The organism is Methylomonas aurea, assembly GCF_024505045.1.
Lineage (GTDB): Bacteria > Pseudomonadota > Gammaproteobacteria > Methylococcales > Methylomonadaceae > Methylomonas > Methylomonas aurea.
In genome coordinates this window covers 20,284-45,001 of the sequence record NZ_JANIBM010000007.1, presented here as the reverse complement: position 1 = coordinate 45,001, position 24,718 = coordinate 20,284, and the positions used below count along the sequence as shown (strand labels likewise).

14 protein-coding genes and 1 CRISPR repeat array are annotated in these 24,718 nt (G+C 59.9%); of the genes, 7 read left to right on the top strand and 7 right to left on the bottom strand.

Going from position 1 to position 24,718, the window contains the following annotated elements; all coding sequences use genetic code 11:
- Nucleotides 1-240: 240 nt before the first annotated feature.
- A CRISPR array of direct repeats spans nucleotides 241-2,010; the repeat unit is 28 nt; unit sequence GTCCGCCGCCGCACAGGCGGCTTAGAAA.
- A gap of 74 nt (nucleotides 2,011-2,084) precedes the next feature.
- Nucleotides 2,085-3,668 (bottom strand): sigma 54-interacting transcriptional regulator, encoded by a 1,584-nt coding sequence (locus NP603_RS08150; protein ID WP_504137764.1) that lies wholly within the window; start codon nucleotides 3,666-3,668, stop codon nucleotides 2,085-2,087.
- Between the two features lie 166 nt (nucleotides 3,669-3,834).
- On the opposite strand from NP603_RS08150, the gene NP603_RS08145 reads away from it, so the two are divergent.
- Nucleotides 3,835-4,488: a DUF938 domain-containing protein gene (locus NP603_RS08145; RefSeq protein WP_256610364.1), complete on the top strand. Its 654-nt coding sequence runs from the start codon at nucleotides 3,835-3,837 to the stop codon at nucleotides 4,486-4,488.
- A gap of 535 nt (nucleotides 4,489-5,023) precedes the next feature.
- Nucleotides 5,024-5,752, top strand: coding sequence for an SDR family NAD(P)-dependent oxidoreductase (locus tag NP603_RS08140; protein WP_256610363.1), 729 nt, complete (start codon nucleotides 5,024-5,026; stop codon nucleotides 5,750-5,752).
- 14 nt (nucleotides 5,753-5,766) lie between these two features.
- Here NP603_RS08140 and NP603_RS08135 read toward each other — a convergent pair whose 3' ends face one another.
- Both NP603_RS08135 and NP603_RS08130 read right to left on the bottom strand, forming a co-directional pair.
- Nucleotides 5,767-6,564 (bottom strand): ParB/RepB/Spo0J family partition protein, encoded by a 798-nt coding sequence (locus NP603_RS08135; RefSeq protein WP_256610362.1) that lies wholly within the window; start codon nucleotides 6,562-6,564, stop codon nucleotides 5,767-5,769.
- A gap of 88 nt (nucleotides 6,565-6,652) precedes the next feature.
- The gene (locus NP603_RS08130) at nucleotides 6,653-7,030 is read right to left on the bottom strand and encodes a GIY-YIG nuclease family protein (protein WP_256610361.1); all 378 of its coding nucleotides are present in this window, start codon (nucleotides 7,028-7,030) and stop codon (nucleotides 6,653-6,655) included.
- Between the two features lie 555 nt (nucleotides 7,031-7,585).
- Between NP603_RS08130 and NP603_RS08125 the strand changes: the two genes are divergently transcribed.
- Together NP603_RS08125 and NP603_RS08120 are read left to right on the top strand one after the other, a co-directional pair.
- Complete coding sequence (locus NP603_RS08125; RefSeq protein WP_371928789.1) at nucleotides 7,586-8,602, top strand: ABC transporter substrate-binding protein; 1,017 nt, start codon at nucleotides 7,586-7,588, stop codon at nucleotides 8,600-8,602.
- 7 nt (nucleotides 8,603-8,609) lie between these two features.
- Entirely contained in the window at nucleotides 8,610-11,816 is a 3,207-nt protein-coding gene (locus tag NP603_RS08120) for an EAL domain-containing protein (protein WP_256610360.1), read from the top strand.
- 413 nt (nucleotides 11,817-12,229) lie between these two features.
- On the opposite strand, the gene NP603_RS08115 is transcribed toward NP603_RS08120, so the two are convergent.
- From NP603_RS08115 to NP603_RS08100, 4 genes are all read right to left on the bottom strand, one after another.
- Entirely contained in the window at nucleotides 12,230-13,537 is a 1,308-nt protein-coding gene (locus tag NP603_RS08115) for a TolC family protein (protein WP_256610359.1), read from the bottom strand.
- Nucleotides 13,534-16,641 (bottom strand): efflux RND transporter permease subunit, encoded by a 3,108-nt coding sequence (locus NP603_RS08110; protein WP_256610358.1) that lies wholly within the window; start codon nucleotides 16,639-16,641, stop codon nucleotides 13,534-13,536. Before NP603_RS08110 ends, NP603_RS08115 begins: the two co-directional genes overlap by 4 nt.
- A 10-nt stretch (nucleotides 16,642-16,651) precedes the next feature.
- Nucleotides 16,652-17,764, bottom strand: coding sequence for an efflux RND transporter periplasmic adaptor subunit (locus NP603_RS08105; RefSeq protein WP_256610357.1), 1,113 nt, complete (start codon nucleotides 17,762-17,764; stop codon nucleotides 16,652-16,654).
- A gap of 142 nt (nucleotides 17,765-17,906) precedes the next feature.
- Nucleotides 17,907-20,624, bottom strand: coding sequence for a cation-translocating P-type ATPase (locus NP603_RS08100; protein WP_256610356.1), 2,718 nt, complete (start codon nucleotides 20,622-20,624; stop codon nucleotides 17,907-17,909).
- Between the two features lie 165 nt (nucleotides 20,625-20,789).
- Here NP603_RS08100 and NP603_RS08095 point away from each other — a divergent pair, with 165 nt between their 5' ends.
- The 3 genes from NP603_RS08095 to NP603_RS08085 all read left to right on the top strand — a co-directional run bounded on the left by NP603_RS08095 (nucleotide 20,790) and on the right by NP603_RS08085 (nucleotide 24,639).
- Nucleotides 20,790-21,989 carry a hypothetical protein gene (locus NP603_RS08095; RefSeq protein WP_256610355.1) on the top strand — a complete coding sequence of 400 codons (1,200 nt, stop codon included), beginning with the start codon at nucleotides 20,790-20,792 and terminating at the stop codon, nucleotides 21,987-21,989.
- Nucleotides 21,990-22,031: 42 nt separating this feature from the next.
- Nucleotides 22,032-22,991, top strand: coding sequence for a magnesium and cobalt transport protein CorA (locus NP603_RS08090; protein WP_371928800.1), 960 nt, complete (start codon nucleotides 22,032-22,034; stop codon nucleotides 22,989-22,991).
- A gap of 145 nt (nucleotides 22,992-23,136) precedes the next feature.
- Nucleotides 23,137-24,639, top strand: coding sequence for a hypothetical protein (locus tag NP603_RS08085; protein WP_256610353.1), 1,503 nt, complete (start codon nucleotides 23,137-23,139; stop codon nucleotides 24,637-24,639).
- Nucleotides 24,640-24,718 lie beyond the last annotated feature (79 nt).

Genomic DNA, 24,718 nt, shown 5'->3' with positions numbered 1-24,718 from the left:
AAATTTGCCAAGGAATGAGTCTATTTGGAAAACGCCGTGCGTTTTATCCCGAAATCAGGTTGAGTTACTTTGGGCTTCGTGACTAGCATCTCGCCGTAGCCGAATTCGACCAAAAAATTTTCGCTCTTTAACAATATGAACTAAATCAGCCGGTTACGGCCAAGGCTTTTGCGGAAGGTAAATAAAAGTCTAACAAGCCGCAGCCCTTGTCGCATCCGGCTTCCCGTTTATTTAGAATCAGTCCGCCGCCGCACAGGCGGCTTAGAAAGTATTTGGCTGTTGCTCTGGCTCTTCTGCATGGTCCGCCGCCGCACAGGCGGCTTAGAAAACTTCGTCATGGCAAGCTGAGCAGCCATAAGCGTCCGCCGCCGCACAGGCGGCTTAGAAATAAACCCCGAGGGATAACCTTTCGCGAAAACAGTCCGCCGCCGCACAGGCGGCTTAGAAATATGCGCTCTTTCATTGCGTCGCCGCCTGTCTGTCCGCCGCCGCACAGACGGCTTAGAAAAGCAGTTCGAAGCAGCATTAAAACGGGCCGGCGTCCGCCGCCGCACAGGCGGCTTAGAAATTAGACGCATTGTCGCGCAAGCGGTTTTTTGTAGTCCGCCGCCGCACAGGCGGCTTAGAAAGTGTAATTCTCGGAGCTTTTCAACCGGCATGAGTCCGCCGCCGCACAGGCGGCTTAGAAAAAATAATGCAATGGTCGGTAACTAATGCGGTCGTCCGCCGCCGCACAGGCGGCTTAGAAAAAGAGCGAATCGAGCAAATAGCGGCCATACGGGTCCGCCGCCGCACAGGCGGCTTAGAAAGGACATAAAAAGTCAAGAAACAATCAGGTATCGTCCGCCGCCGCACAGGCGGCTTAGAAATTGTACAGATCGAAATAGTCGTCTATCGATACGTCCGCCGCCGCACAGGCGGCTTAGAAATGAATCAGCAGCATATGGCTAGCGTAAGCAAGGTCCGCCGCCGCACAGGCGGCTTAGAAATGGGGAGCTTTAACCATTGCAAAGGCTATTGGGTCCGCCGCCGCACAGGCGGCTTAGAAACATAACCGGCTTTATCCCTACTTTCTCCGGCTGTCCGCCGCCGCACAGGCGGCTTAGAAATTGATCCGGCTCACCCAAGCTTTGATACCAGCGTCCGCCGCCGCACAGGCGGCTTAGAAATTGTTTTGTTCAGGCAAAGTCTTGGTTAACGGGTCCGCCGCCGCACAGGCGGCTTAGAAATTCATTTCGATTCCGGCATAACCGCGTTGGTTGTCCGCCGCCGCACAGGCGGCTTAGAAATGGCGATTGGCGCACATGGATCGAGGCAAAAAGTCCGCCGCCGCACAGGCGGCTTAGAAATTTAAATGTCGCACTATCGTACCGATCCAGCAGTCCGCCGCCGCACAGGCGGCTTAGAAAAGTTAGAGCACGCAAAAAAAGACGTGAAAAACGTCCGCCGCCGCACAGGCGGCTTAGAAAAGAGAACGAAATTGACCAACAAACGGCGGTCGGTCCGCCGCCGCACAGGCGGCTTAGAAATGCTGAAGAGCGCCCAGCGTGGCTGCCGGCTGGTCCGCCGCCGCACAGGCGGCTTAGAAATGGTTGGTTCCACGCCGGCAGGGATTGTCTATTGTCCGCCGCCGCACAGGCGGCTTAGAAATAAGCGGTCGATATAGTCCTGAACATTGAGGTGTCCGCCGCCGCACAGGCGGCTTAGAAACGCTGCCGGGCCGGTCTATCCGCTCAATTAACGTCCGCCGCCGCACAGGCGGCTTAGAAATGCCAAGTATCGCAATTTAGAGCTTTCGGTATGTCCGCCGCCGCACAGGCGGCTTAGAAATTGGCTACTATTTTCCTTGGCCGGCTTGTCCTGTCCGCCGCCGCACAGGCGGCTTGGAAAGTTAGCGTCTCCAACTTTTACAGGCGATCCCAGTCCGCCGCCGCACAGGCGGCTTAGAAATTGGTGTAGCGAGTGAATAATCAGCCCGCGGAGTCCGCCGCCGCACAGGCGGCTTAGAAAAATCCGATCAAGAATCGGTGCCTCGCAATCCGTCCACTACGACACAACCAGCTCCCGAGCCCGCCGCTCCCATTTCACTTAAACTGCCCGGCGCTGATGCCGTATTTTTTCAGTTTGCCGTAGACGGCGCGCGGGGTCAGGTTCATGTCGGCGGCGACTTGTTTAACGTCGCCGCGGTGGTGTTGCAACGCCTGCTTCAGAAAAGTCTGTTCGGCGGCGTCGAGAATTTGCTGGCGGTGGCTGTTCCAGTCTTGCGCTACCGCCGCCGTTGCCGGTTGGTCCAGTTCCAGATGCGTCAATTCGTTGCCGGGGCTGAACAGAAAACTGCGTTCCAGCGTATTTTCCAGTTCGCGGACGTTGCCGGGCCAGCGGTAGGCGCGAATTTGGTTCATCACTTCGCGGCTGACCGTGTGCCGCGGCCGGGCGTATTTTTCACTGAGGCGTTGCAGGATCAATTGCACCAGATGCGGCAGGTCTTCCGGGCGCTGCGCCAGCGGCGGAATCCACAACTTGACGACGTTCAGGCGGTAAAACAGGTCCTGGCGGAACAAGCCCTGTTCGACGGCTTGCTGCAGCGGCCGGTTGCAGGCCGAGACGATGCGGACGTCGACGCTGAGCGTGTGTTTGCCGCCGACCCGTTCCATCTCGCCTTCCTGCAATACCCGTAGCAGCCGGGTTTGTGCGGCCTGCGACAGCGTGTCAACTTCGTCCAGAAACAGCGTGCCGCCCTCGGCCCGTTCGAAAAAACCCTGATGCACTTCCAATGCGCCGGTGAAGGCGCCTTTCTCGTGGCCGAACAATGCGCTTTCGATCAGGCTTTCCGGGATCGCGCCGCAGTTGATCGCGACGAAGGGCCGGTGGCCGCGCTCGCTCATCGCGTGTATCGCCCGGGCGATCAATTCCTTGCCGACGCCGGTTTCGCCGTTGACCAGCACCGTGGCGCGGGTCGGGGCGACGATCTCGACCTGTTGCAACACTTTTTGCATCGCCGGCGATTTGGCGACGATGGCCGGCGGCGGTTTGATCGATTGGTGCTTGGGCTTGCTCCACCAGACGTTGCGCATGCGCTCTTCGATTCTGGAATGCAGCTCGGCCATCTCGCGGCTTTCGTCGGGTTGGTCCTGGCGCCGGTATTCCAGGCCGGGCTTGCCGGCGGCGCTGGAGCGGTCGGTGTGAATGCAGACTTCGCAGCCGCCGTGCTGGCGGGCGATGCTGCGTTTGATTTCGACTTTGGCGTAGCCGAAATTGCGGGCGGCGATGCCGCCGAACACGCTGGAGGTCATCCGGCACAGTTCCGGGAAATTGGTCACGCGCTCGCCGAACGGGCAGCGGCTGTTGACGACGGTGACGGTGCCGGCGTCGACCGAGGCCAGCGAAAAATTGCCGCCGATATGGTTTTTCAGCGCCAATATCAGGTCGATGTAGCTTTCCCGGTCCAGCTCGTCGCGCTTGCCGTATTCGGCGCGGTAGGTTTGTTCGAAGTAGAGGCCGGCGCTTTTGGCGATGTGTTCGATCAACGATTCGCAGTAATCGCCGCCTTTTTGTTCGCAGGCGTGCATCAGCTCCAGAATGAAGGTCTGCAGGAAAAACACTGGCGAAATTTGGGAAAAATCGTGTTCGCTCATGGCTGCTGGTTTGTGAAATTGGGTTTCACTCATTGAAACACGGCTTCTTGATTTAGCCAAGGCGGTTGCGGATGGCCTTTGATTTTAAAAGCGTTTTAAGGCTTTGACAGGCTGGCCCCGGTCTTGCTTGTTCGGTTCTGCGCCTGAATCGCGCCCGGCGGCTGCCGGACAACAATAAATCTATCTTGAGGAGATCGACATGACTAACGACAGACCGCCTTTAAACCCGCATCCGCTCAGCGAATACGTGGCTTGGGCCGGCAACCGCAACCGGGAGCCGATACTCGGCGTGTTGAAGGAAAAACTGCCGAAACAACCCGGCCGGGTATTGGAAATGGCCAGCGGCAGCGGCATGCATATCAATTTCTTTGCGCCGCATTTCGAACATTTGCACTTTCATCCGACCGACAAAGATGCCGAGGTGTTCGACAACATCAAGCAATTGACCGCCGACCGCGGCAACGACAATATCGCCGATCCGTCCCATCTGGATTTGACCGATCCGGAGACTTGGTTCAACGCCGGCGACAAACGCTCGTTCGATGCGATTTTTTGTATCAACATCTTCCAGGTCGCGCCGATCTCGATTGCCGACGGTATGATGGAATGCGCCTCGCATTTGTTGAACGACGACGGCATTTTGCTGATTTACGGGCCGTTCAAGGTCGAAGGCCGCTTTACCACCGATTCCAATCAGGAGTTTCACGAAACCTTGGCGTCCTACCAGGTCGCGGAATGGGGTTTGAAGGACGTGGCGGACCTGAAGAAAGCCGCGGCCAACCACGGGATGAAGTTGAAGGAAATCATCGACATGCCGGCCAACAATTTCTCGTTGGTATTCGGCCGGGTATAAGCTGGCGGAGGCGGGCGCGGTGTTCGGCACAAACTGACCGATGCTGCGCGCCCCACTGTCGAATCCAACAACCAAAAAGCGGTCCGGCCGGGACCAGGCGAGCGGGCGTCAAGTTCAGGCGAAGCGCGGACGCTTAAACCGAAAAGAGTATTTGGCCTGGAAATATGCCGTTGCGCTTCAGCTCTGCGAGCTTGCGCAACAGAGTCCTGCGGGAGAGCTGGTAGCAGGCCGTTCGTGCCGAACGGTGTCGACGCATGGACGGGATTTTTCGTTCACCCGGCGGGCGAGTATGTTTTAAGCCACTCATGCTTCGACATGGCTCAGCACGAACGGCCCGCAACACAGGCCATCTGCGCTTGCGAGGTTAAACCTTTAACGGCCGGATCAGATAGAGTCTAACCAAGGCCTTGGGCCGGGAGCTTAGCGTGTATAGCAATCGAATGATTTTACGAATTTTGGCTTTGGCGGAACGGGGGCATCGGCCTGGGCCGGCGCGGTTCCGGCGGGCCGCTGTTGCCGGGTCCGGAGGTGGGCAATGACGGCGGCGGCTTTGGTGTTGGGCGTCGGGCCCAAGCAGGGCTTGGGTGCGGCCTTGGCTCGGCGTTTCGCCGCCGAGGGTCTGGCGGTATTCGTGGCCGGGCGCAGTCCGGCCAAGTTGGCTTCGGTGGCGGCCGACATCGCCGATAGCGGCGGCACCGCGATTCCGGTCGTCGCCGACGCCACCGTCGAAGCCGACGTGCGGCGCCTGTTCGAGAAAATCGGCGAAAGCGGCCGGCCGCTGGCGGTTGCGGCGTACAACGTCGACAGCAATCTGCGGGCGCCGTTGCTGGAAACCGATCTGGACATGTTTACCGCGCTGTGGCGGCAAAACAGCCTGGGCGCGTTTCTGTTCGGCCGGGAGGCGGTCAGGCAGATGCTGCCCAACCGCAAGGGGACCTTGATCTTTACCGGCGCCACCGCGTCGTTGCGGGCGCGGCCGCCGTTTACCGCGTTTTCCGCCGCCAAAGCCGCGGTAAGGGCCTTGGCGCAAGGCATGGCACGCGAATTCGGACCGCAGGGCATCCACGTCGTGCATGCCGTGATCGACGGCGTCATCGACGGCGAACGCGCCCGCGGCCAATTCCCGCAGTTCGTCGCCGCGAAAGGCGACGACGGCATGCTGTTACCGGAAGCGATCGCCGAAACTTACTGGCATTTGCATTGCCAGCATCCCAGCGCCTGGAGCCACGAGATCGACCTGCGCCCGTTCAAGGAGACTTTCTAAACGGCGCCGGCAGGCTAATCCCGGTCCCACAACACCGGGAATGCCTTGCGCACCCGTTCCAGGTCCTCCGGGCTGACGTTTTTGCCGCGCAACGTGACCAGCAAGGCGTACAAATCCTGGCCGGTGACTTTGAAGGTTTGTTTCGGTGCGGTCTCGATCGATGCCGACAGCCGTTTCAATGTAGCCTGGAACGGCAGCGGCTTGGCCGCGGCCGGCGCTGCCGGCCGGGCCAGTTCTTGTTCGATAATTTGCTTTTCGTTGCCGGGCGGCGCATTCAGCGCCTTGCGCAGGATTTCCCGCGCCCGGTTCCAGGACAGCTCGCCGCTGGCCAGCTTGTCCCGCATCGCTTCGGTGGTCAGCGGCGCGAAGCGGACGATGTCTTCTATCCAGCTTACGCTTTTGTCGAAAAACTCGGCGATGCGCTCCTTGGACCAGTTGGCGTTGTTCAGGTAAATCACGGTTTGGAAATAGTCGGTGATGCGGGTATCGACCCGGTCCGAGTTCAGTTTCAGGTTAAGCGCCTTGATCTCGTCCGGGTCGCCGGTGACGACGCGGACGTCGACCCGGTCGAAATAGCCGGGATTGGCGCGGCGGATGCCCTGTATCGCTTCCATCCGGTGAAAGCCGCCGACCAGGTAATATTCGCGGCTGTTGCGCTCCCAGACTACCAGCGGCTCGAACAGGCCGTTGCTGAGAATATCCTTTTCCAGATGGGCGACCTTGGCCCGGTCCAGATCGCGGTGGTTGGTCAGGGTATGGTGAAACTCGATTTGCTCGATAGGCAGGTATTCGTATCGCTTGGTGGCTAGCATGGTGAACTCCCTTCGTAAAGCCGGAATCGGCGGCAGTCCCTATCATACCGGCATTTACCGTGCCGGCCCACCGCGCCGGTAGCCGTATTTACTGCTGGACCAGGCAGTAGACCCAGAATCCGTTGGGTGCCACTGCGGCCATGGGCGGTTGCGAATCCTTATCGTTGATCAGCGTGCAAGCGTAGTGTCCTAAGTCGATTTGCATCTGCGCGTATTTGATCAGCCGGTCTTCGACGGTCTGCATCAAGCTGAAGCTGCGCGCCCGGTAGATCACGATCATCCGGTCCCATTTGTGGCCCTCGGCCCATTTACGTTGGTGCTGACTGAATCTGTCCTCCGGGCGCTGTTGGGTCAGGCCGATGTAAATCCAGCGGTTTCTCGACGCGTACTGGCCAATCGCCCGGCGCAGCGCCGACTCGCAGTGGATGAAGCTGTCGTCGGAGTACCAATATTCGACTTGTGCCATGTTTCCTCCCGCTATTTTCAGGTGTTTGCCATATCATGCCACGGTCAGGCTTGCGGCAGGGACAATACCGCCAAACGAAGCGGTTTTCGTTTTCGGGAACCTCTAAAAATTATCCGTTCGAGCTTCGACCAACTCAGCACGAACGGAAATGCTCTGATTTATAAAGGCTGCCGTTCGCACTGAGTTAATCGAAGTGCAATTTTTAGAGGTACCCTTTCATGAAACAGCGCAAGACGCGGGAAAATCGACAATCGATTGGAATCCGGCTCTGGGTTACCTCATGCCGGCGTCTCGCCAATTGTTTCAGTAGTTCTCCATTTGCAGCCGCTGCGTAACGAAACCGCCAGGGAGCGTTTCGGCCGTCCGCCAATGGCAAAAACTCTCTAACGCCTAAGTTAATCAATAACATAGCCCATGTTATTTGTGCGGAAAATATTTGGTTAACCGAGCCGGTCGTTGTATAACAGTCCGTCGGCACCGCCGTTGGCCGCTGTCGGCCCGCAGATGCTGCTTTGCCTTTCGACCCGATGTGGTCGTTTTTAGAGTACAGAATTAGTGGTTAATGTTACGCAGCGCAAATCCGAATATGTAAATGTTGTCCTCTTATCGATTTTCTTCGCGGTGCTGGCGGCTTGCCAGAAGTCGACGCCGCAAAATCCAGAGCCTTTTAGAAAGATCACGGTAGCCTTCACCTATCAACCGGAATCGGTCCTGATGCATGTCGCAATGGCGCAGGACTTTTTTACCGCGGAGGGATTGGAGGTGCAACCTCAAATGTATAGCTTCGGCAAGACGGCCTTGCAGGCGGTGGTTGACGGGAAAGCCGATTTCGCTACCGTCGCCGAAACGCCGCTGATGTTCAGCATATTGCGCGGGGAACCGGTTACGGCAATCGCCAATATCGTGACCAGTTCCAGCAATCATGCCATCGTGGCCAGACGAGACACCGGCATTGCCAAACTTGCAGATTTGAAGGGGAAGCGCGTCGGCTTTACCCCCGGCACGACATCCGAATTTTTTCTGGATTCCATTCTTACGGCGTCCGGCTTGACCAGGCCGGAAATCGAGCCGGTTGCCATCGATCCCGAAGACATGCAACAGAGCCTTGAACGCAAGCGGGTCGATGCCGTCTGCACCTGGAACTACCCGCTGATACAAATTCGACGGCAACTCGGCGCCGATGTGGCGGTTTTTTACGACCGGGACATTTATACCGAGACGTTTAATGTCGCTGCACAAAAAGCATTTATCGAAAATAACGCCGATACGGCCGAGCGCGTTTTGCGCGCGTTGCTCAAGGCCGAAGCCTTCGTCGCGGACAAACCGGAGGCGGCGCAAACCATTATGGCAAGGGCTACCCGTTTGGAATTGAGTCTGGTCAAGGATGTTTGGGCCGATTTCAACTACGAGTTGGCACTCGATCAAACGCTGCTGATTACCTTGGAAGACGAAACCCGCTGGGCCATGAAAAATCGACTCGCCGATCGAGAGGTGATGCCCGACTACCGGCTACACATCCATACCGATAGTCTGGCAGCCGTAAAGCCGGCCGCGGTATCGATTTATCACTAAGCCGGCAATGCGGATCATCAAACGCTTAAAAATCCTATCTGCGTCGACGATCGTCGCTGTGGTGGTAATCTTGCCGATCCTGTTTTGGACAACCCTGTATTACCAGCAAGAAAAAAAAGGCTATCTGCTGGTCGACGAGCTCGTGCGCGGTTTATCCAAGTTAACCGCATTCAGGGACCAATACTTGCTGTATCGGGAAGAGCGGGCGCGGACCGATTGGGAGCGCCAACGCGAAATCGTCGATCGATTGGTAGGCCGGGCCATAGCAAAACATGCCTCCGCAGACGATGCCCAGGTTTTGCACAAGTTGCGCCGGAGTGTCGACAAATCCGCAACTATTTTTCAACGCATCGTCGAAAACAACCCGTTCCTGAACCGGGCATCCGACCGGCAAGACGTGTATACGGAATTGGACAAAAGACTGGTCAGCCAACTTTTGCTGACAGCCTCCGAGAGCCTTAACCTGGTCAGGACTTTACTGGATGCGCGCACCCAGCGCGTGGAAAAAAGTTACCAATATGTGGTCAGTATTGTCAGTCTGTTCGCACTTCTGTTGGTGTTGGCCACGATTCTGAATTCGATGCGGCTCGGCCGGCTGATCAATACGCGCTTATTACCTTTGCATCAGGGGGCGAAGCGGATTGCGGAAGGCAATCTGGATTACCGGATTATCTGCGACGGTACCGATGAATTTAGCGAACTCGCCGCCGCGATCAACGACATGACGACCCGGCTGCAGAATTTTACCGGTCGGCTCCGGGCGGAAGTCTTGGAACGGGAGCGCCTGGCGCAAGAAAGAGAGCAGTATTTCCGATTTTTCCGGCTCACCATGGAGCCGATGTGTATTGCCGATCCGTTGGGTCGTTTCAAGCACGTCAATCCGGCCTTCGTGTCATTGACCGGCTTCGACGAATCCGAGTTGTTGTCCAAGCCTTTCGTGGAGTTCGTTTTCCTCGAGGACAGGCAAAAAACCGCGGAGGAAATGGCGCGCCAGGTCTTGGGCCATGAGTCGGTTGTCTTCGAAAACCGCTACGTTTGCAAGGACGGCAGGCTGGTGCATTTGTCTTGGACGGCTTATTTCGACGCAGACGGCGGTGTGTCCTATGCCACGGCACGCGACATAACCGAACGTAAGCAAACTGAGGCCCAACTGGCCGAAAGCGAGTTCCGCTGGAAATTCGCCATTGAAGGCGCAGGTGACGGGGTTTGGGACTGGAATATCGCGACGAATGAAGTGAGTTTTTCCAGGCGTTACAAGGAGATGTTGGGTTACGGCGACGACGACCTGCTCGCCGGTAAACAAGAATGGGAAGATCGGCTACATTCCGACGATCGCGCCAGGGTCTCGGCGACGCTTCGGGATTATCTGACGGGCAAGACTCCGCTTTATTCGGTGGAGTTCAGGATGAGGTGCAAGGACGGCAGCTATAAACACATTCTTGCCCGCGGCATGGTGGTGAGCCGGAGCTTCGACGGCAACCCGTTAAGGATGATCGGAACGCATACCGATATCACCGAGCGCAAGCAGGTCGAGCAAAAACTGCAGCTTGCCGCCAGCGTCTTCACCCATGCTCGCGAAGGCATCATGATAGCCGGAACCGATGGAATCATCATTGACGTCAATGACGCTTTCAGCTTGATAACCGGCTACAGCCGCGAAGAAGCCGTCGGCCGCACTCCGCGCTTGTTCAAATCCGGATGCCACGACCAAAGTTTTTATGCCAATTTGTGGCAGCAATTGTTGGAGAAAGGCCATTGGTACGGGGAAATCTGGAATCGGCGCAAGACCGGCGAGATCTACGCCCAAATGGAATCGATCAGTGCGATACGCGATGCGCAAGGCAATATCAGCCAATATGTGTCTTTATTTTCCGACATCACAACGCTCAAAGAGCATGAAAAGCAACTCGAACATATTGCGCACTTTGACGCACTCACCAACTTGCCCAATCGGATTCTGCTGGCGGATCGGATGCGCCAGGCTATCGTCCAGGCGCAACGTAACGGGGAACTGCTGGCAATCGTCTATTTGGATCTGGATGGTTTTAAAGCCATCAACGATAGTTATGGGCACGAAGCCGGCGACCGCTTGTTGATAGCGGTGTCCGCCAGAATGAGACAAGCCCTGCGCGAAGGCGATACCTTGGCCAGGATCGGCGGCGACGAATTCGTCGCGATAATGCCGGAGCTGGCCGATGCCGAATCGAGTATGCCTATGCTGAACCGATTGCTGAAGGCCGCATCCGAGCCGGTGGCTTGCGGCGAGCTGATATTCAACGTTTCCGCCAGCCTGGGAGTCACCTTTTATCCTCAAGCGGAAGAAGTGGATGCCGACCAACTGTTGCGCCAGGCCGATCAGGCCATGTATCAAGCCAAGTTAGCCGGCAAAAACTGCGTGTGCCAATTTGATGCCGACCAAGACAGTTACCTCCGCAATCGCCACGAATCATTGAGTCGTATCGGCCAGGCGATGCTTGGGCGCGAATTTGTGCTGCATTACCAACCCAAGGTGAATCTGCTCACGGGGGAAGTGGTCGGTGCGGAGGCTTTAATCCGTTGGCACCATCCGGAGCAAGGCCTGTTGCAGCCCGGCGAATTCCTGCCGGTAATCGAGGATCATCCGCTCGCTGTCGAAATAGGCGAATGGGTGATCGACAACGCCCTGAACCAAATCCAAATCTGGCGCGAAGCCGGTCTGAACATTCCGGTAAGCGTCAACGTCGGCGCCCGCCAATTGCAACAAAAGAATTTTGTCGAACGCCTGCGGCAGTTGCTTGCCGGCCATCCTTCGCTTGGCGCCGATTGCCTGGAGCTCGAGGTGCTTGAAACCAGTGCGATCGAAGACATCAGCCATGTTTCCGACGTTATTTATGCGTGTAAGGAGCTTGGAGTCGCATTTGCGCTGGATGATTTCGGTACCGGTTATTCCTCTTTGACCTACCTGAAACGCTTGCCGGTGGTCATGTTGAAAATAGACCGGAGTTTCGTCTGCGATATGCTCGACGATCCGGACGATTTGTCCATTCTCAACGGCGTCATTAGTCTGGCCGCCGCTTTCGGCAAGCAAGTCATTGCCGAAGGCGTCGAAACCGCGAAACACGGGGAAGTGCTGCTGCAACTCGGCTGCGAATTGGCGCAAGGCTACGGTATTGCCCGGCCCATGCCGGCCGAGGAAATGTTGGATTGGTACCGGCAGTGGCGTGCAAAGCCTTGAGGGGCGAAGCCTCGCAATAAGTTGCGCTGAGGCTTGCCGAAATTCGACCGCAACGGAAATCCCAGAAAAAGCAGTTGAGCCGAAAAGAATCCCGTTTGTCCTGAGCTTGTCGAAGGATGGGCGGGATTTTTCATTCACGCGACGGGCGAGTAAGTTTTGAGCCACTCATGCTTCGACATGGTTCATGCTTTGGCTCGGCACGAACGGCCCACAACACACGCCAACTGCTCTTTCCAGGGTAATCGCTAGGATTCGCCAACCGGCGATAGCGGACCCGTCGGGCACTGGGTGGCGGTTGCCGGCCGGGATAACTTCGGCGTTTTTTCAATTGCCAACATTGGCCGGATTCGGCGTCGACGGCGGTCTCCGCTGGTTCCGATATGCGGACTCCGTCTCGAATCGATCCGCCTTGCTTAACGGTCGGCTGCGGCTGCGGCCAGCAAACCGGCGACTTTTAACACGTCCAATTCGGCTTCGATTTCGGCCTGGATCAAATCCAGATGGGCGAGCTGAGTATCGGTGCGGGAACGGGAGGCGTCGAGCAATTCCAGCAAACTGCCTTTACCCAGGCGGTAGCTGGCTTCGCCCATCGCCTTGAGGCCTTGCAGTTTGCCGACTACCTCGCTTTCGAATTTGATTCGGGTGGCTCGGCGTTTGCCGAGTTGATCGACGGCACGCTCCAACTCGCTACGCGTGCTGGCTCCCGACAATTCCCGCGCCAGCGCCGCCGCGCGCTTTTCGGCGTTGGCGCGGGCCATGCCGCCCTGGCCGCGGTCGAAAATCGGCAATTCGACCGATACGCCGGCGTAGCTGGCGTTGCCGTAGGGTTGGTCGGTAAATACCGAACCGAGTTGCAAGGTCGGCACCGGCCAGCGTTCGCGTTCGGCCCGTTCCACACCGGCTTCCGCGGCGGATTCGTTCAAACGGGCCGCTGCCAGAGCCGGATTCAATTTGGTTGCTTCCGCCCACAGCCGCTCCAGGTCGGTTGCGACGTTCAGGTAATCCAGTTTGCCCGCGGCTTGCGGTTTCCACCCCGGCAAACCCAGCAAAACCCCGATCCGGCCGGCGTCGGCGGCCAGATCGTTGTCGACGGTTTCCAGCCGGGTTTGCAGCGCTTTATGTTCCAATTCCACCCGCAGCAAATCGTAGCGGCTGGCGTTGCCGGCCCGGTTGCGGCCGGAGACGATTTCCGCCAAATGGCCGAGATAATCCGAAGTTTCCTGCAACACGGCGCTACGGCGGCGGTCGGCCAATTGTTTGACGAACAAGCCCCATTCCTCGCGCAGCAATTCGGCGACTTCGGCCTCGATTGTCGCGGCGGCGGCGAGTTCGCTCTTGGCGGCCGCTTCGACGCGGGCGCCGCGCTGGCCGGCGATCAACACCGGTACTTCCAGCAGCACTTGTTGCTGGACCCGGCCGTCGTACATGGTATTTTGCCGGCTCAGCAAATCGTTGCGGCCGTAACTCAGTTTCGGGTTCGGCAATACTTCGGCGGCCACGACTTCGGCCGCGGCGGCTTCGAGGCGTTGCGCCAGCGCGGCGAAGCGCGGGCTTTGTTCGCGGCTGATGGCGAGCAGTTGCGCCATCGTTACCCGCTCGGGCAGCGCTGCCGCGGGTTCGGCCTGCGCCGGCTTCGAATGCAGTGCGGCGCAGAGCAGGCAAAGCAGGCCGAGCAGCAGGATCATCGCGATGGGCAGCTGGGGTTGGTAGAGTGGTTTCATTCGGCTTCCTCCGCCAGTTCGTCGGCTTCTTCCGGGGTGACCAGCCGCTGCGGCGTGATATACGAATACACGACCGGCAGCGCCAGCATCGCCACAAAAAACGTAGTCAACATGCCGCCGACGATGACCAGTGCGAACGGGCGTTGGGTTTCGCTGCCGATGCCGGTGGAAACGGCCATCGGCAACAAGCCCAGCAACGCCAGCAGCGACGCCATCAACACCGGGCGTAAGCGATCTGAGGCCCCGTCGACAATGGCGTCGGTTAGCGCCAGACCGTTACGGCGGCGTTGCTCGGTGGCGCTCAGCACCAGCAAACCCAGCAACGACATCTGGCCGAGTAGGGCGATAAAACCGATTGCGGCGCTGACCGACAGCGGGATGCCGGCGGCCAGCAACACGAAGGCGCCGCCGGTCATTGCGAACGGCGCGCAGGCCAGAATTACCAAGGCGCTGCGCGCCGATTGCAGCGCGCCGTACAGTAAGCCGAACACGATCAGCACCGCAATCGGCACCACGACGCCGAGCTTGGCCATGGCCCGCTGCTGGTTTTCGAATTCGCCGCCCCAGACCAGAAACGCAGCCTCCGGCAGATCGATATTGCCTTCCACGGCCGCTATCGCATCGTGCACGACCGAACCCAAGTCGCGGTTTTCCACGTTGAATTTCAGCGCCAGGAAACGGCGGTTGGCTTCGCGTTCGATCGAGGTACGGCCGCGTTCGGTCGACAGCGATGCCACTTCGCGCAACGGAATCCGCGCGCCGTTCGGCGTCGGCAGCAGCAGATTGCCGATTTGCTCGCTGTCGCTGCGTTCGGCGCCGGGCAGTATGGTTCTGAGCGGAATCGGCCGTTCGTCCTGCCACAGTTCGGTGACCACTTTTCCGGCCAGCCCGGTTTCTATGGCGTCCTGCGCCGCGTCGACGCTGATGCCTTGCCGCGCCAGCGCGGAGCGGTCCAGTTTGATTTGCAGTTGCGGCACGATGGATTCTCGGTACAGATCCAGATCGATGACGCCGGGCACGGCTTTCAAGCGGGTCTTGGCTTGTTCCAGCGCGCTACGCATGGCTTCCAGGTCGTTGCCGTAAATCTTCAATACCACTTTGCCGCGCACGCCGCTGACCGCTTCTTCGACATTGTCCTTGATCGGCTGGGAGAAATTGAAACGCACGCCGGGGATGGCCGCCAACGCCGCGCGCATCGCATCGACCAGGGCCTCCTTCTCCAGGCCGGGTCGCCATAGTTCGCGCGGTTTGAGGTGGACGAAGGTTTCGCTCATGTTGACGCCTTCGTTGTCGGTGCCGTCTTCGGAGCGGCCTTGCTGGCTGAGTATGTTCTTGACTTCCGGGAACGCCAGCAGCCGTTGCCGCATGTCCAGCAGCACCTCCTGGCCTTTGGCCAGCGCAATGCTGGCCGGCATTTCCACGAACACGTGCACGTCGCCTTCGTCCAATTCCGGCAAAAACTCGGTGCCCAAGCCTTGCCCGGCCACGGCGCCGGCCAGCAGCAAGCCGGCCGCAGCGGCCAGCGCCAACGGCCGGCGCCGCAACGCCCAAGCCAGAGTGCGGCGGTAGACGCCGCGCAGGCTCGCCAAAAACCTCGGTTCGGCGATCATCGCGTGTTTGGGGCGAATCAGCATCGCGCACAGCGCCGGAACCAAGGTCAACGCAAATACCAGCCCGCCGACCAAGGCGAAACTGTAAGTCAGCGCCAGCGGCCGAAAAATGCGGCCTTCCACCTGCTCCAACGTAAATACCGGTAGCAGCGCGGCAATGATGATCAGCATGGCGTAGAACGTCGGCTTGGCCACGTCGAAGGCGGCGCCGACGATCAAATGCAGCATGTCGCGACGGGTAGCCGGCTGCCGGTGATTGGCTTGGTGGATGACGTTTTCCACCAGCACCACGGCGCCGTCGAGGATGATGCCGAAATCGATCGCGCCCATCGATATCAGATTGGCCGGCAGGCCGAGCTGGTACAGGCCGATGAAGGCTACCAGCAGCGAGACCGGAATCACGCAGGCCACGATCAGCGAGCCGCGGATGCTGCGCAGGAACAGCCAGACCACGCCGGCTACCAGCAAAAAACCGTGCAGCAGGTTGCCGTAAACCGTATGCAGCGTCTTGTCGACCAATTCGGTGCGATCCAGGAACGGCACCAATTTCATACCGACAGGCAATATGCGGTTGTTGAGTTCCTCGACTTTGGCGTGCACGCAGGCCAGCACCCGCGACGGGTTCTGGCCGCGGCGCAGCAGCACGATACCTTCCACGGCCTCGCGCTCGCGGTCCAGGCCTACCGCGCCTTGGCGCGGCGTGTAGGCCTGCACCAGCCGGGCGATGTCGCCGACCGTAACCGGAGTGCCGCCCTGGCTTTTCAGCACGATTTTTTTGACGTCTTCCGCCGAACCGAGATAGCCGACGCTACGCACGACCATTTGCTGGTCGCCGTGGCGCAAGAAGCCGGCGCCGACGTTGCGGTTGGCGCCGGCGATGGCCTGGTTGACTTCATCCAATGTCAAGCCGAACGAATCCAGACGCACCGGGTCGATTTCGACGTGGTATTCCTTATAGTACCCGCCGAAGGTCAGAACGTCGGCCACGCCTGGCACCTGGCGCAACACCCGCGACACGTTCCATTCCATCTCCGAGCGCAGCTCGTACAGCGAATGGCGGTCGCTGGCGACGACGAATTTATAGATTTCGCCGAGCGGTGTGTAATCCGGCGCCAATACCGGTTTCACCGCGTCCGGCAGTTCGGCGCCGGTCAGGCGTTCGCTGACCAGGGTGCGGGAATGGAAGCTGTCGACGCCGTCGGCGAAGGTGATCGTCACCAGCGAAAGGCCGAACAGGCTCTGGCTGCGCAGTTTCAGCATACCGGGAATGCCGTTCAGCGCCCGCTCCAAAGGTACCGTGACCTGGCGTTCGACTTCTTCCGGTGCGTAGCCCGGCATCAGGCTGATTACGCTGACCTGGGTGTTGGTGACGTCGGGGTAGGCTTCTATCGGCGTTTCCAGGTAGGCGCGGATGCCGAACAGCGCCACGATGCAGGTCAATACCAGCGCGGCGATGCGGCGGTGGACGCAATATTCGATCAATAACTTCAGCATGCTGCGGCCGTTACAACAATAAAGCCGCTTCGCCGTCCAGCAGCAGCGCGCCGCCGACCACGACTCGCTCGCCGGCCGACAAGCCTTTCAGAATCGGCACCATGCCTTCGCGGGACTGGCCGACCTGGACCGGCCGCGCTTCGAAACGGTTGGCCGCGGTTTCGACGTAGACTACGGTTTCGCGGCCGTCCTTGATCAGAACCGCCGCGGTCGGCACCACGATTTGCTCCGGCGCCGAGGCTTCGATCACGACGCGGGCGAACATGCCGGGCCGTAGCGCAATCTGGCGGTTGTCGGGCTCGATGAATACCGAGGCGCGGCGCAGTTCGGTCTCGAGCGCCGCACTTTCGCCGACGACGTGGCCGACGATGGGCTCCGGCGACGAGGCCAGTTCGATGATGGCTTTGGCGCCTTTTTCGACCAGCAGCAAGTCTTTCTCGAATACGTCGGCTACCACCCACGCCGCCGAGGGTTCGCCCAAATCGAACAGCGGCGAACCCGAGCCGACCGCGGCGCCGGTCGCAACGTGGGTTTTCAGGACCACGCTGTCCATCGGCGCCCGCACTACAACTTCTGCCGCGTTGCCGTCGCCGAGCAGCTTGACGAAATCGCGGCTGCGTTCCAGTTCGGTTTGCGCCTGTTTGGCTTGGGTTTCCGCTGCGACGCGTTCGATTTCCAGACCGACGCCGGTGCGTTGCATTTCCAGTTGGCGGCGCAACTGGTCTTGCGCCCTGGCCAATTCGGCGGCGGCGCGGGAGTAGTCGGAACGCATCTGCGCCGCTTCGCCGCTGGCCAATACCGCCAGCGGCGTGCCGGCCTTGACCCGGTCGCCGATCTGTACCAGGATTTTGCCGATCCGGCCGGCGACGACGGTGCCGACGGTGGAGACGGCCTGGGCCCGAAATTCGACCCGCGCCGGTGCCGAAATCGTGCCGGCGTGGGTTTCCGGCCGGATTTCGCGGATCGTGATATAGGGCAGCGCTTCCGGGCGTAACGAAACCGGCCGCTTGCCGTCGGAGCCGGCCGGCGGCGCCGGGATTTTCAGCTCGGCTTCATGCCGGTCGCAGCCCAACGCCAGAGCAAGCGACAGTGCAATCGGGTAAATCAGGTCAATAACGCGCATTTGAATCGGGAACATGCCAATCGATATTTATCGCGGCATGCTACCGGTTCAAGCTTTCAATAACCTTTCAAAGCCGCCTTTTCGATTTTCGGCCGCCGCTAGCGTTCGCTGCGGTTGCGGCCGGGACCGCGGCTAGCGATCCTTAACGGCCGGTTCGAGTCCGGCCGGATTTGCGCAGCCGGGCCGGTTCGGCCCGTAGCGGAAACAGTTTGAAGCGCCGCACCAGCCATTTGCGCAATTCTTCCAAAGCCAGCATGCCGGCGACGAAGGGCAATGTGAACAGCCAGACTTCGCCGCCGATCGGTGCGGCGCCGAACAGGGCGTTGCCCCACGGCGTGTAGACGATGGCCAGGATCAGCGCAATTTCCAACAAAATGCCGGACAGGATCAGTTTGTTATCCAGCAACGCCGTGCCGAGCAGGCCGCGCTGGCGTTGTTTGCAGATGAAGACGTTGGCGATCTGCATCATGATGATCGCGCTGAGGCAGGCCGTGGTCGCCTGCAAATACAAGGGCTGGCGGCCGTGCAGGATTTGGCCGTATTCCCAGCCGCCGCGATCCAGCACGAAAAAGAACGCCGCCATCGCCGCGACGGCCTCCAATAGGCCGAGGAAGCCGTAGGCGCGGGCCAACAGCCGCCAGTCGATCAGGGTTTCCTTTTGCGAGCGCGGCATTTGTTCCATCACCGCCGCATCGGGCTTCTCCGCGCCCAGGCCCAGCGCCGGCAGCATGTCGGTGCCCAGATCGACGGCCAAGATCTGAATGATGGTCAACGGCAGCGGAATCTTGAACAACACGAAAGCCAGGTAGGGCACCACTTCCGGAATGTTCGAGGTCAGGATGTAGGTCAGAAATTTGCGGATGTTGTCAAATACGGCGCGGCCTTCCTCGATCGCGGCGACGATGCTGGCGAAGTTGTCGTCCAGCAAAATCATGTCGGCGGCCTCTTTTGCAACGTCGGTGCCGGCCTTGCCCATCGCGATGCCGATGTCGGCCTTTTTCAGCGCCGGCGCGTCGTTGACGCCGTCGCCGGTGACCGCGACGATATGCTGCTTGCGCTGCAGGGCTTCGACGATCTGCATTTTCTGGTCGGCACCGACCCGGGCGAAAACGATCTCGTCCGCATCCAGCGCCACCTGCAACTGGCTGGGCGTCAGTTTCTTCAATTTGTCGCCGACGATGACCTTGGGATGCTCGCTGCGCACCAAGCCGATTTGGCGGGCGATGGCGACGGCGGTGTGCGGGTGGTCGCCGGTCACCATGATGACTTTGATGCCGGCCCGATGGCATTGGCCGATGGCGGCGGCGACTTCCGGTCGCGGCGGGTCTTCCAGACCGACCAGGCCGGCGAGGATCAGGCTTTGTTCGGGATTGTCCGGTATTTCCTCAGGTAATGGCCGATAGGCCAGCGCCAATACCCGCAGCCCCTGGTCGGCCATGGTTTGCAGCGCTTTCGCCAATTGTTGGCGGTGGCCGTCGTCGAGCGTTTCGATGCGGTTGCCGGCGGCGATCTGCCGGCACAGCGGCAGCACCATTTCCAGCGCCCCCTTGCAGAACAACATCGTGCCGGCCGGCGTGTCGTGCAGCGTCGACATGCGCTTGCGGTCGGTATCGAACGGCACTTCGCCGATCTTCGGATAGTCGATGCGCATGCCTCGGGCATGAGCCATGTCCGCCAGCGCGATTTCCATCGGATCGCCGAGCGGTGCGTTGCCTTCGATACGCTTCAGGTTGTGGCATAGCGCGGCACAGCCGAGAAACGCGGCGTGCTGTTGCAGGCTGTGGCGGCCCAGTTGGTCGGGGTTGCAATAGTGGCCGTCCAGAAATAACTGTTTGACCGCCATTCGGTTCTCGGTCAACGTGCCGGTCTTGTCGGTGCAGATTACCGTGGTCGAGCCCAGGGTCTCCACCGACGGCAAATTGCGGATCAGCGCGTTGCGCTTGGCCATGCGTTGCGTCGCCATCGCCAGCGACAAGGTGACTGTCGGCAACAGCCCTTCCGGCACGTTGGCGACGATCAGGCCGATGGCGAAGATGAAGTTTTCCCAGAAGGTGAGGCCGATGGCTTGGCCGATGAAAAAGAACGCGACGCCCAGCGCCAGCGCCAGCAGCGCAACAAAGTGGCTCAGACGGGCGATTTGTTTTTGTAGCGGCGATTGAGCTTTTACCGTGGTTTTCAGGGTGTTTGCGATCTTGCCGAACTCGGTGTGCATGCCGGTGGCGAAGACCACGGCCTTGCCTTCACCTGCCACCACCGAGGTGCCCGCCAGCAGGATGTTGCGGCTCTGGCCGATATCCTCGGCGTCGGACGGCTGCGCGTCGCGGCCTTTCGGTAACGATTCGCCGGTGATGGTGGCGTTGTTGACCCGCAACGCCAACGCTTCCACCAAACGGCAATCGGCCGGCACGTTATCGCCTTCCTGCAATACCAGCAGGTCGCCGGGCGCCAGCTCGTCGGCGTAGACCAGGCTCAATTCGCCGTCGCGAATCACTTTGACCTGGTGCGGCAGCAGTTTTTGCAGCGCGGCGATGGCTTGTTCCGCCTGATGCCGTTGCCAGAACGAAAAACAGCCGTTGATCGCGATCACGCCGAGAATGGCATAACCCAGAGTCTGCATGCCTTCGCCGGGTTGCTGCGCTTCGGCGAAGAACGCCAGACCGGCCGCCAGCCACAAGATCAGCGCAAAAAAATGCAGAAATTCCCGGGCGAACAGCAATAGCGCCGAGGTTTTTCGAGTTTCTTCGAGGCGATTGAAGCCGAATTCGCGCAGCCGGCCTTCGATTACGGCATCGTCCAGGCCGTTCAGGCTGGAGCCCAAGCTTTCCAGAGCTTCCGCAGCGGTCAAGTGGTGGATTTTCATGGTTCGGCACGCTAGCGAAGTGGCGGATGGCGACAGTGTAAACCCAAATTTCTCCGGCCGCGGCGCAGGCCGGCGGACGCGGAGAATACGGCGGCGAAAAAATGCGATTGTGTTTTCGATAGCTGCGCGTGCAAACTTAACCGGTTTTTTTGCGTATTTGCCACGATGTCCACTCTGTTTCATTACCAACTGCCGCTGCCGAGTTTGCCGGCCATTTTCGGTCTGGTCGCTCCGCTGCTTTTGTCCGCCTGCCTGTCGCCGCTGGCGTTGGACCGCGCGGTGGTTGAATACGACAAAGCCACGGCCGATACGCTGTCGCGGCAGTTGTTGCTGAACATTGCCCGCGCCCACCAGCATCAGCCGCTGCATTTCACCGGAGTGTCCAATATCGCCGCGACCTTTAATTTTCAATTGAATGCCGGGGCGACGCCGGCGGTCACCGGCGAAAACGGGTCGTTATTGACGCCGGTATTCGGCGGCACCGTATCGGAAAATCCGACCATCAGCATCGTGCCGATCGAAGGCGAGGAATTCACCAAGCGCATGCTTACGCCGTTTCCGGAGAGCAAACTGACGATGCTGTTGCGCCAGGGCGTCGACGTGGATTTATTGCTGCGTTTGCTGGCAGGCGAACTGCGTCTGGCCGGCGGCGCGCAAAACGGCATCTATTCGAATCGGCCGGCGGATGCCGAAGGCTACCGCGTGTTTCGCCAGGCGGTGCTGCATCTGTCGTCGGTTCAGGACCGGCACCAACTGTTTGCCGAACCGCTGATGTTCGAGCGCGAGTGGCTGTTGCCGGCCGGCGCCGTGGCGGCGGAACATCTAGCCGAGCTGGAAAAAGACTACGCCGTCGAATTTCTGCCGCAATCGGGACAAGTGCGGCTGAAGAAACGGGTGGTGGGGCGCATCGTGCTGACCAATTACGATCCGGCGCTACTGAGCAACGACGAGCGGCGGCGGCTGCATGAAGAGGCCGGGCAGGGCGCCGATAACGATGTTGGCGTCGATATCCGCGCCGGTTATCCGGGCGGCGAATGGCCGTTGCACGGCGTGTTCCGCTTGCGCAGCTTTCATAATGTGTTGAATTTCATCGGCCAAGGCCTCGGCGACGAACCGGAGTTTGCGGTGGACAAACACCCGGCGACGCCGGCGGTGCGCGAGAATCCGGTGCAGACTTTGGCCTTGCAGGTCGGCGCGGACGGCGGCGACCTCAGCGTCGAATTCGGCGGCCGGAATTATGGACTGCCGCCGGAAACCGGCTACCAGTGGAACCGCGAGGGTTTCCGCTTGCTGTGCCAGATCTTTCAGATGACGGTCGCCAATTTGAACCAGCAAGGCGCTCCGGCCATCACCATTGCCAAATAAGCGGAGAAACTCTTGAACCAGGCCATCGATAATTCCAAAGTCATGCGTTGCGTGGCCTACCAGAAAGGGGTCGGTATCGGCGATGTTACCATCGAGGATATCAGCGAAGTGCTGCTGAAGGAGGATACCTTCGTCTGGCTGGGGCTGCGCGAGGCCGATAGCGGGATTTTGCGGGCGATCCAAATCGAGTTCGGCTTGCACGATTTGGCGATCGAGGATGCCTGTTCCGCGCATCAGCGGCCGAAAATCGAGGAATACGGCGATTCGCTGTTCATCGTATTGCAGACCGCGCAGTTGGTCGACGACAGCGTCGCCTTCGGCGAGACCCACTTGTTCGTCGGGCCGCGCTTTTTGGTGACGGTGCGCCACGGCGCTTCGCACAGCCTGGCCCGGGTGCGGGAACGCTGTCAGGCCATGCCGCAATTGCTGGCCAAAGGTTCCGGGTTTGCGTTGTATTCGGTGATGGATTTCATCGTCGACAACTACATGCCGGTCATCAACGGCTTGCAGGAACGCTTCGATGTGTTGGAATCGGCCATCTTTCAGAACCGGCCCAGCCGGCAGACCATGGAGGGCTTGTACGAATTGAAGCGCGAGTTGCTGTTGCTGGAAGGCGCGATCAATCCGGTGATCGACATCTGCAACGAATTGATGCGGTTTCACGGCGGCATGATCCACAAAGACGTACGCTTTTATTTTCGCGATGTCGCCGACCATATCAAGCGCGTGGACCGGGCGATTCAGGGCATGCGCGAAATGCTGCTGGCGGCGATGCAAGTGCATCTGACCTTCGAAACGGTGCGGCAAAACGAAGTGGTCAAGCGTCTGGCAGGCTGGGGCGCGATTCTGGCGATTCCGACCATGGTGTTCAGTTGGTACGGCATGAATTTCCGCCACATGCCGGAACTGGAGTGGGCCTTCAGTTATCCGCTGGTATTGGCCGGCGTGGCGGTGGGCAGCCTGGGTTTGTACTGGCGCCTCAAGCGCTCCGGTTGGTTGTAGCCCGGTTCGCCGGCCGCGGCTGGCGTCGCGCCGTTTCTGGACTATAGTAGCCTGACCGGCAAGCGGATGCGGTTGGTGCGTTAGAGTCGCCGAACCGAGGCAAGCGCCGCCCGCCGGCTGCGGTCACTTGGAACGGGAGTTAGCGATGCGTGCGACGAAACGGCTGGGTTTGGGGCTGGCAAGCCTGTGGTGCGGATTGGCGCAAGCCGATTACCGGGACGATATAGGCTATCGGCAATTGCAGCAATTGCTGGGCAGTGCCGTGCCGACCGGCGCCGGCGTCAATGTCGTTCTTGCCGAAGCCTCCACGGTTCCACAGTCCGACAAGCTGCGCTATCCGGTGTTTGCCCCCGACACAGGGCAAATCCGGTTTGCCGGCAAAACCTTCAGTTATCCGGGGCCGCTGGCCAGTACCGGCGTCTCCGACCATGCCACCGGCGTTGCCGCCATGTTTTTCGGTAACGACTCCATCGCCTCCGGCATCGCCAATATTGCTGTGTACAACGCCGACGACTGGTTGAGCGGATTGGTCGCCGCTAGCGCCGAAGCTCCGCTTGCCGGCGCCCGGATCGCCAACCATAGTTGGATCGGCAGGGCCGACGGCGAAACCGACATTGGCGCCTACCTGCGTTTGGCGGACCGCATCGTGCAGCGCTACGAATTCATTCAGGTGGTCGGCATGGACAATGGGTCGAGCGACTCGCCGTTGCTCGGCAGCGCTTACAACACGATTGCGGTCGGCCGCAGCGACGGCGGTCACGACCGGGGTTCGGACCCGGTCGACAGCGTTTACGGCGCCGGCCGCACCCGGCCCGATTTGGTCGCGCCGCGCGCCACCACCAGCGGCGCGACGCCTATGGTCGCCGCCGCCGCGGCCTTGCTGGTCGAAACCGGCCATAGCGGCGCAGGCAATTTGTCCAACGCGGCGCAAACGATTCACGGCATCGGCCGGGTTTATAACGCCGAACGCGCCGAGACGGTTAAGGCGGTGCTGATGGCCGGGGCCGAACGGGCGACCGACAATACCTCGACCGCCGCCAATATCGCCGATTACCGCAGTGCCGGCCACCAGACCGCCAACGGTTTGGACGACCGCTTCGGTGCCGGCCAGCTCGATGTGTTCAATAGTTACCGGATCATCGCCGGCGGCGAACAAGACAGCATTGAGGACGGCGGCAATGCCGAGCTGAGGCCGGCCGGGTTCGATTTCGACGACGCATTCGGCGGGTTGAACTCGAATAGGGCCGCCAATTACAAAATCACCGCGTTAAAGGACCTGCAATTGTCGGCGGCTTTGGTCTGGAATATCGGCGTCGCCGACGACAGCAGCTTGGCCACGGTCTTGTACGATCTGGATCTGGAGTTGTTCGACACCACGCTGCAGCGTACGGTCGCTTTATCCGACAGCCGGTCCGACAACAGCGAAAACCTGTGGCTGGCCTTGAGCGCCGGCCACGCTTACGAGCTGCGGGTGGTTGCGGCCACGGCCGGCGATTTCGTCTGGGATTATGCGTTGGCCTGGCGGATGGAGCCGCTGGCCGCGGCGCCGGTGCCCCTGCCGGCTTCGGTGTTCTTGTTTTCCGGCGCGTTGTTTGGATTTGCGCTATCGCGCCGCGGCGGCCGCTTAAACGGCGCCAGCCGGGTTTAGATCGAATGTCGCCGCCAACCGGCGGCGAGCGCACATCAGTCTGGCCGAACCGGCGCTTGGCCTGAAGACGAAAACTGCG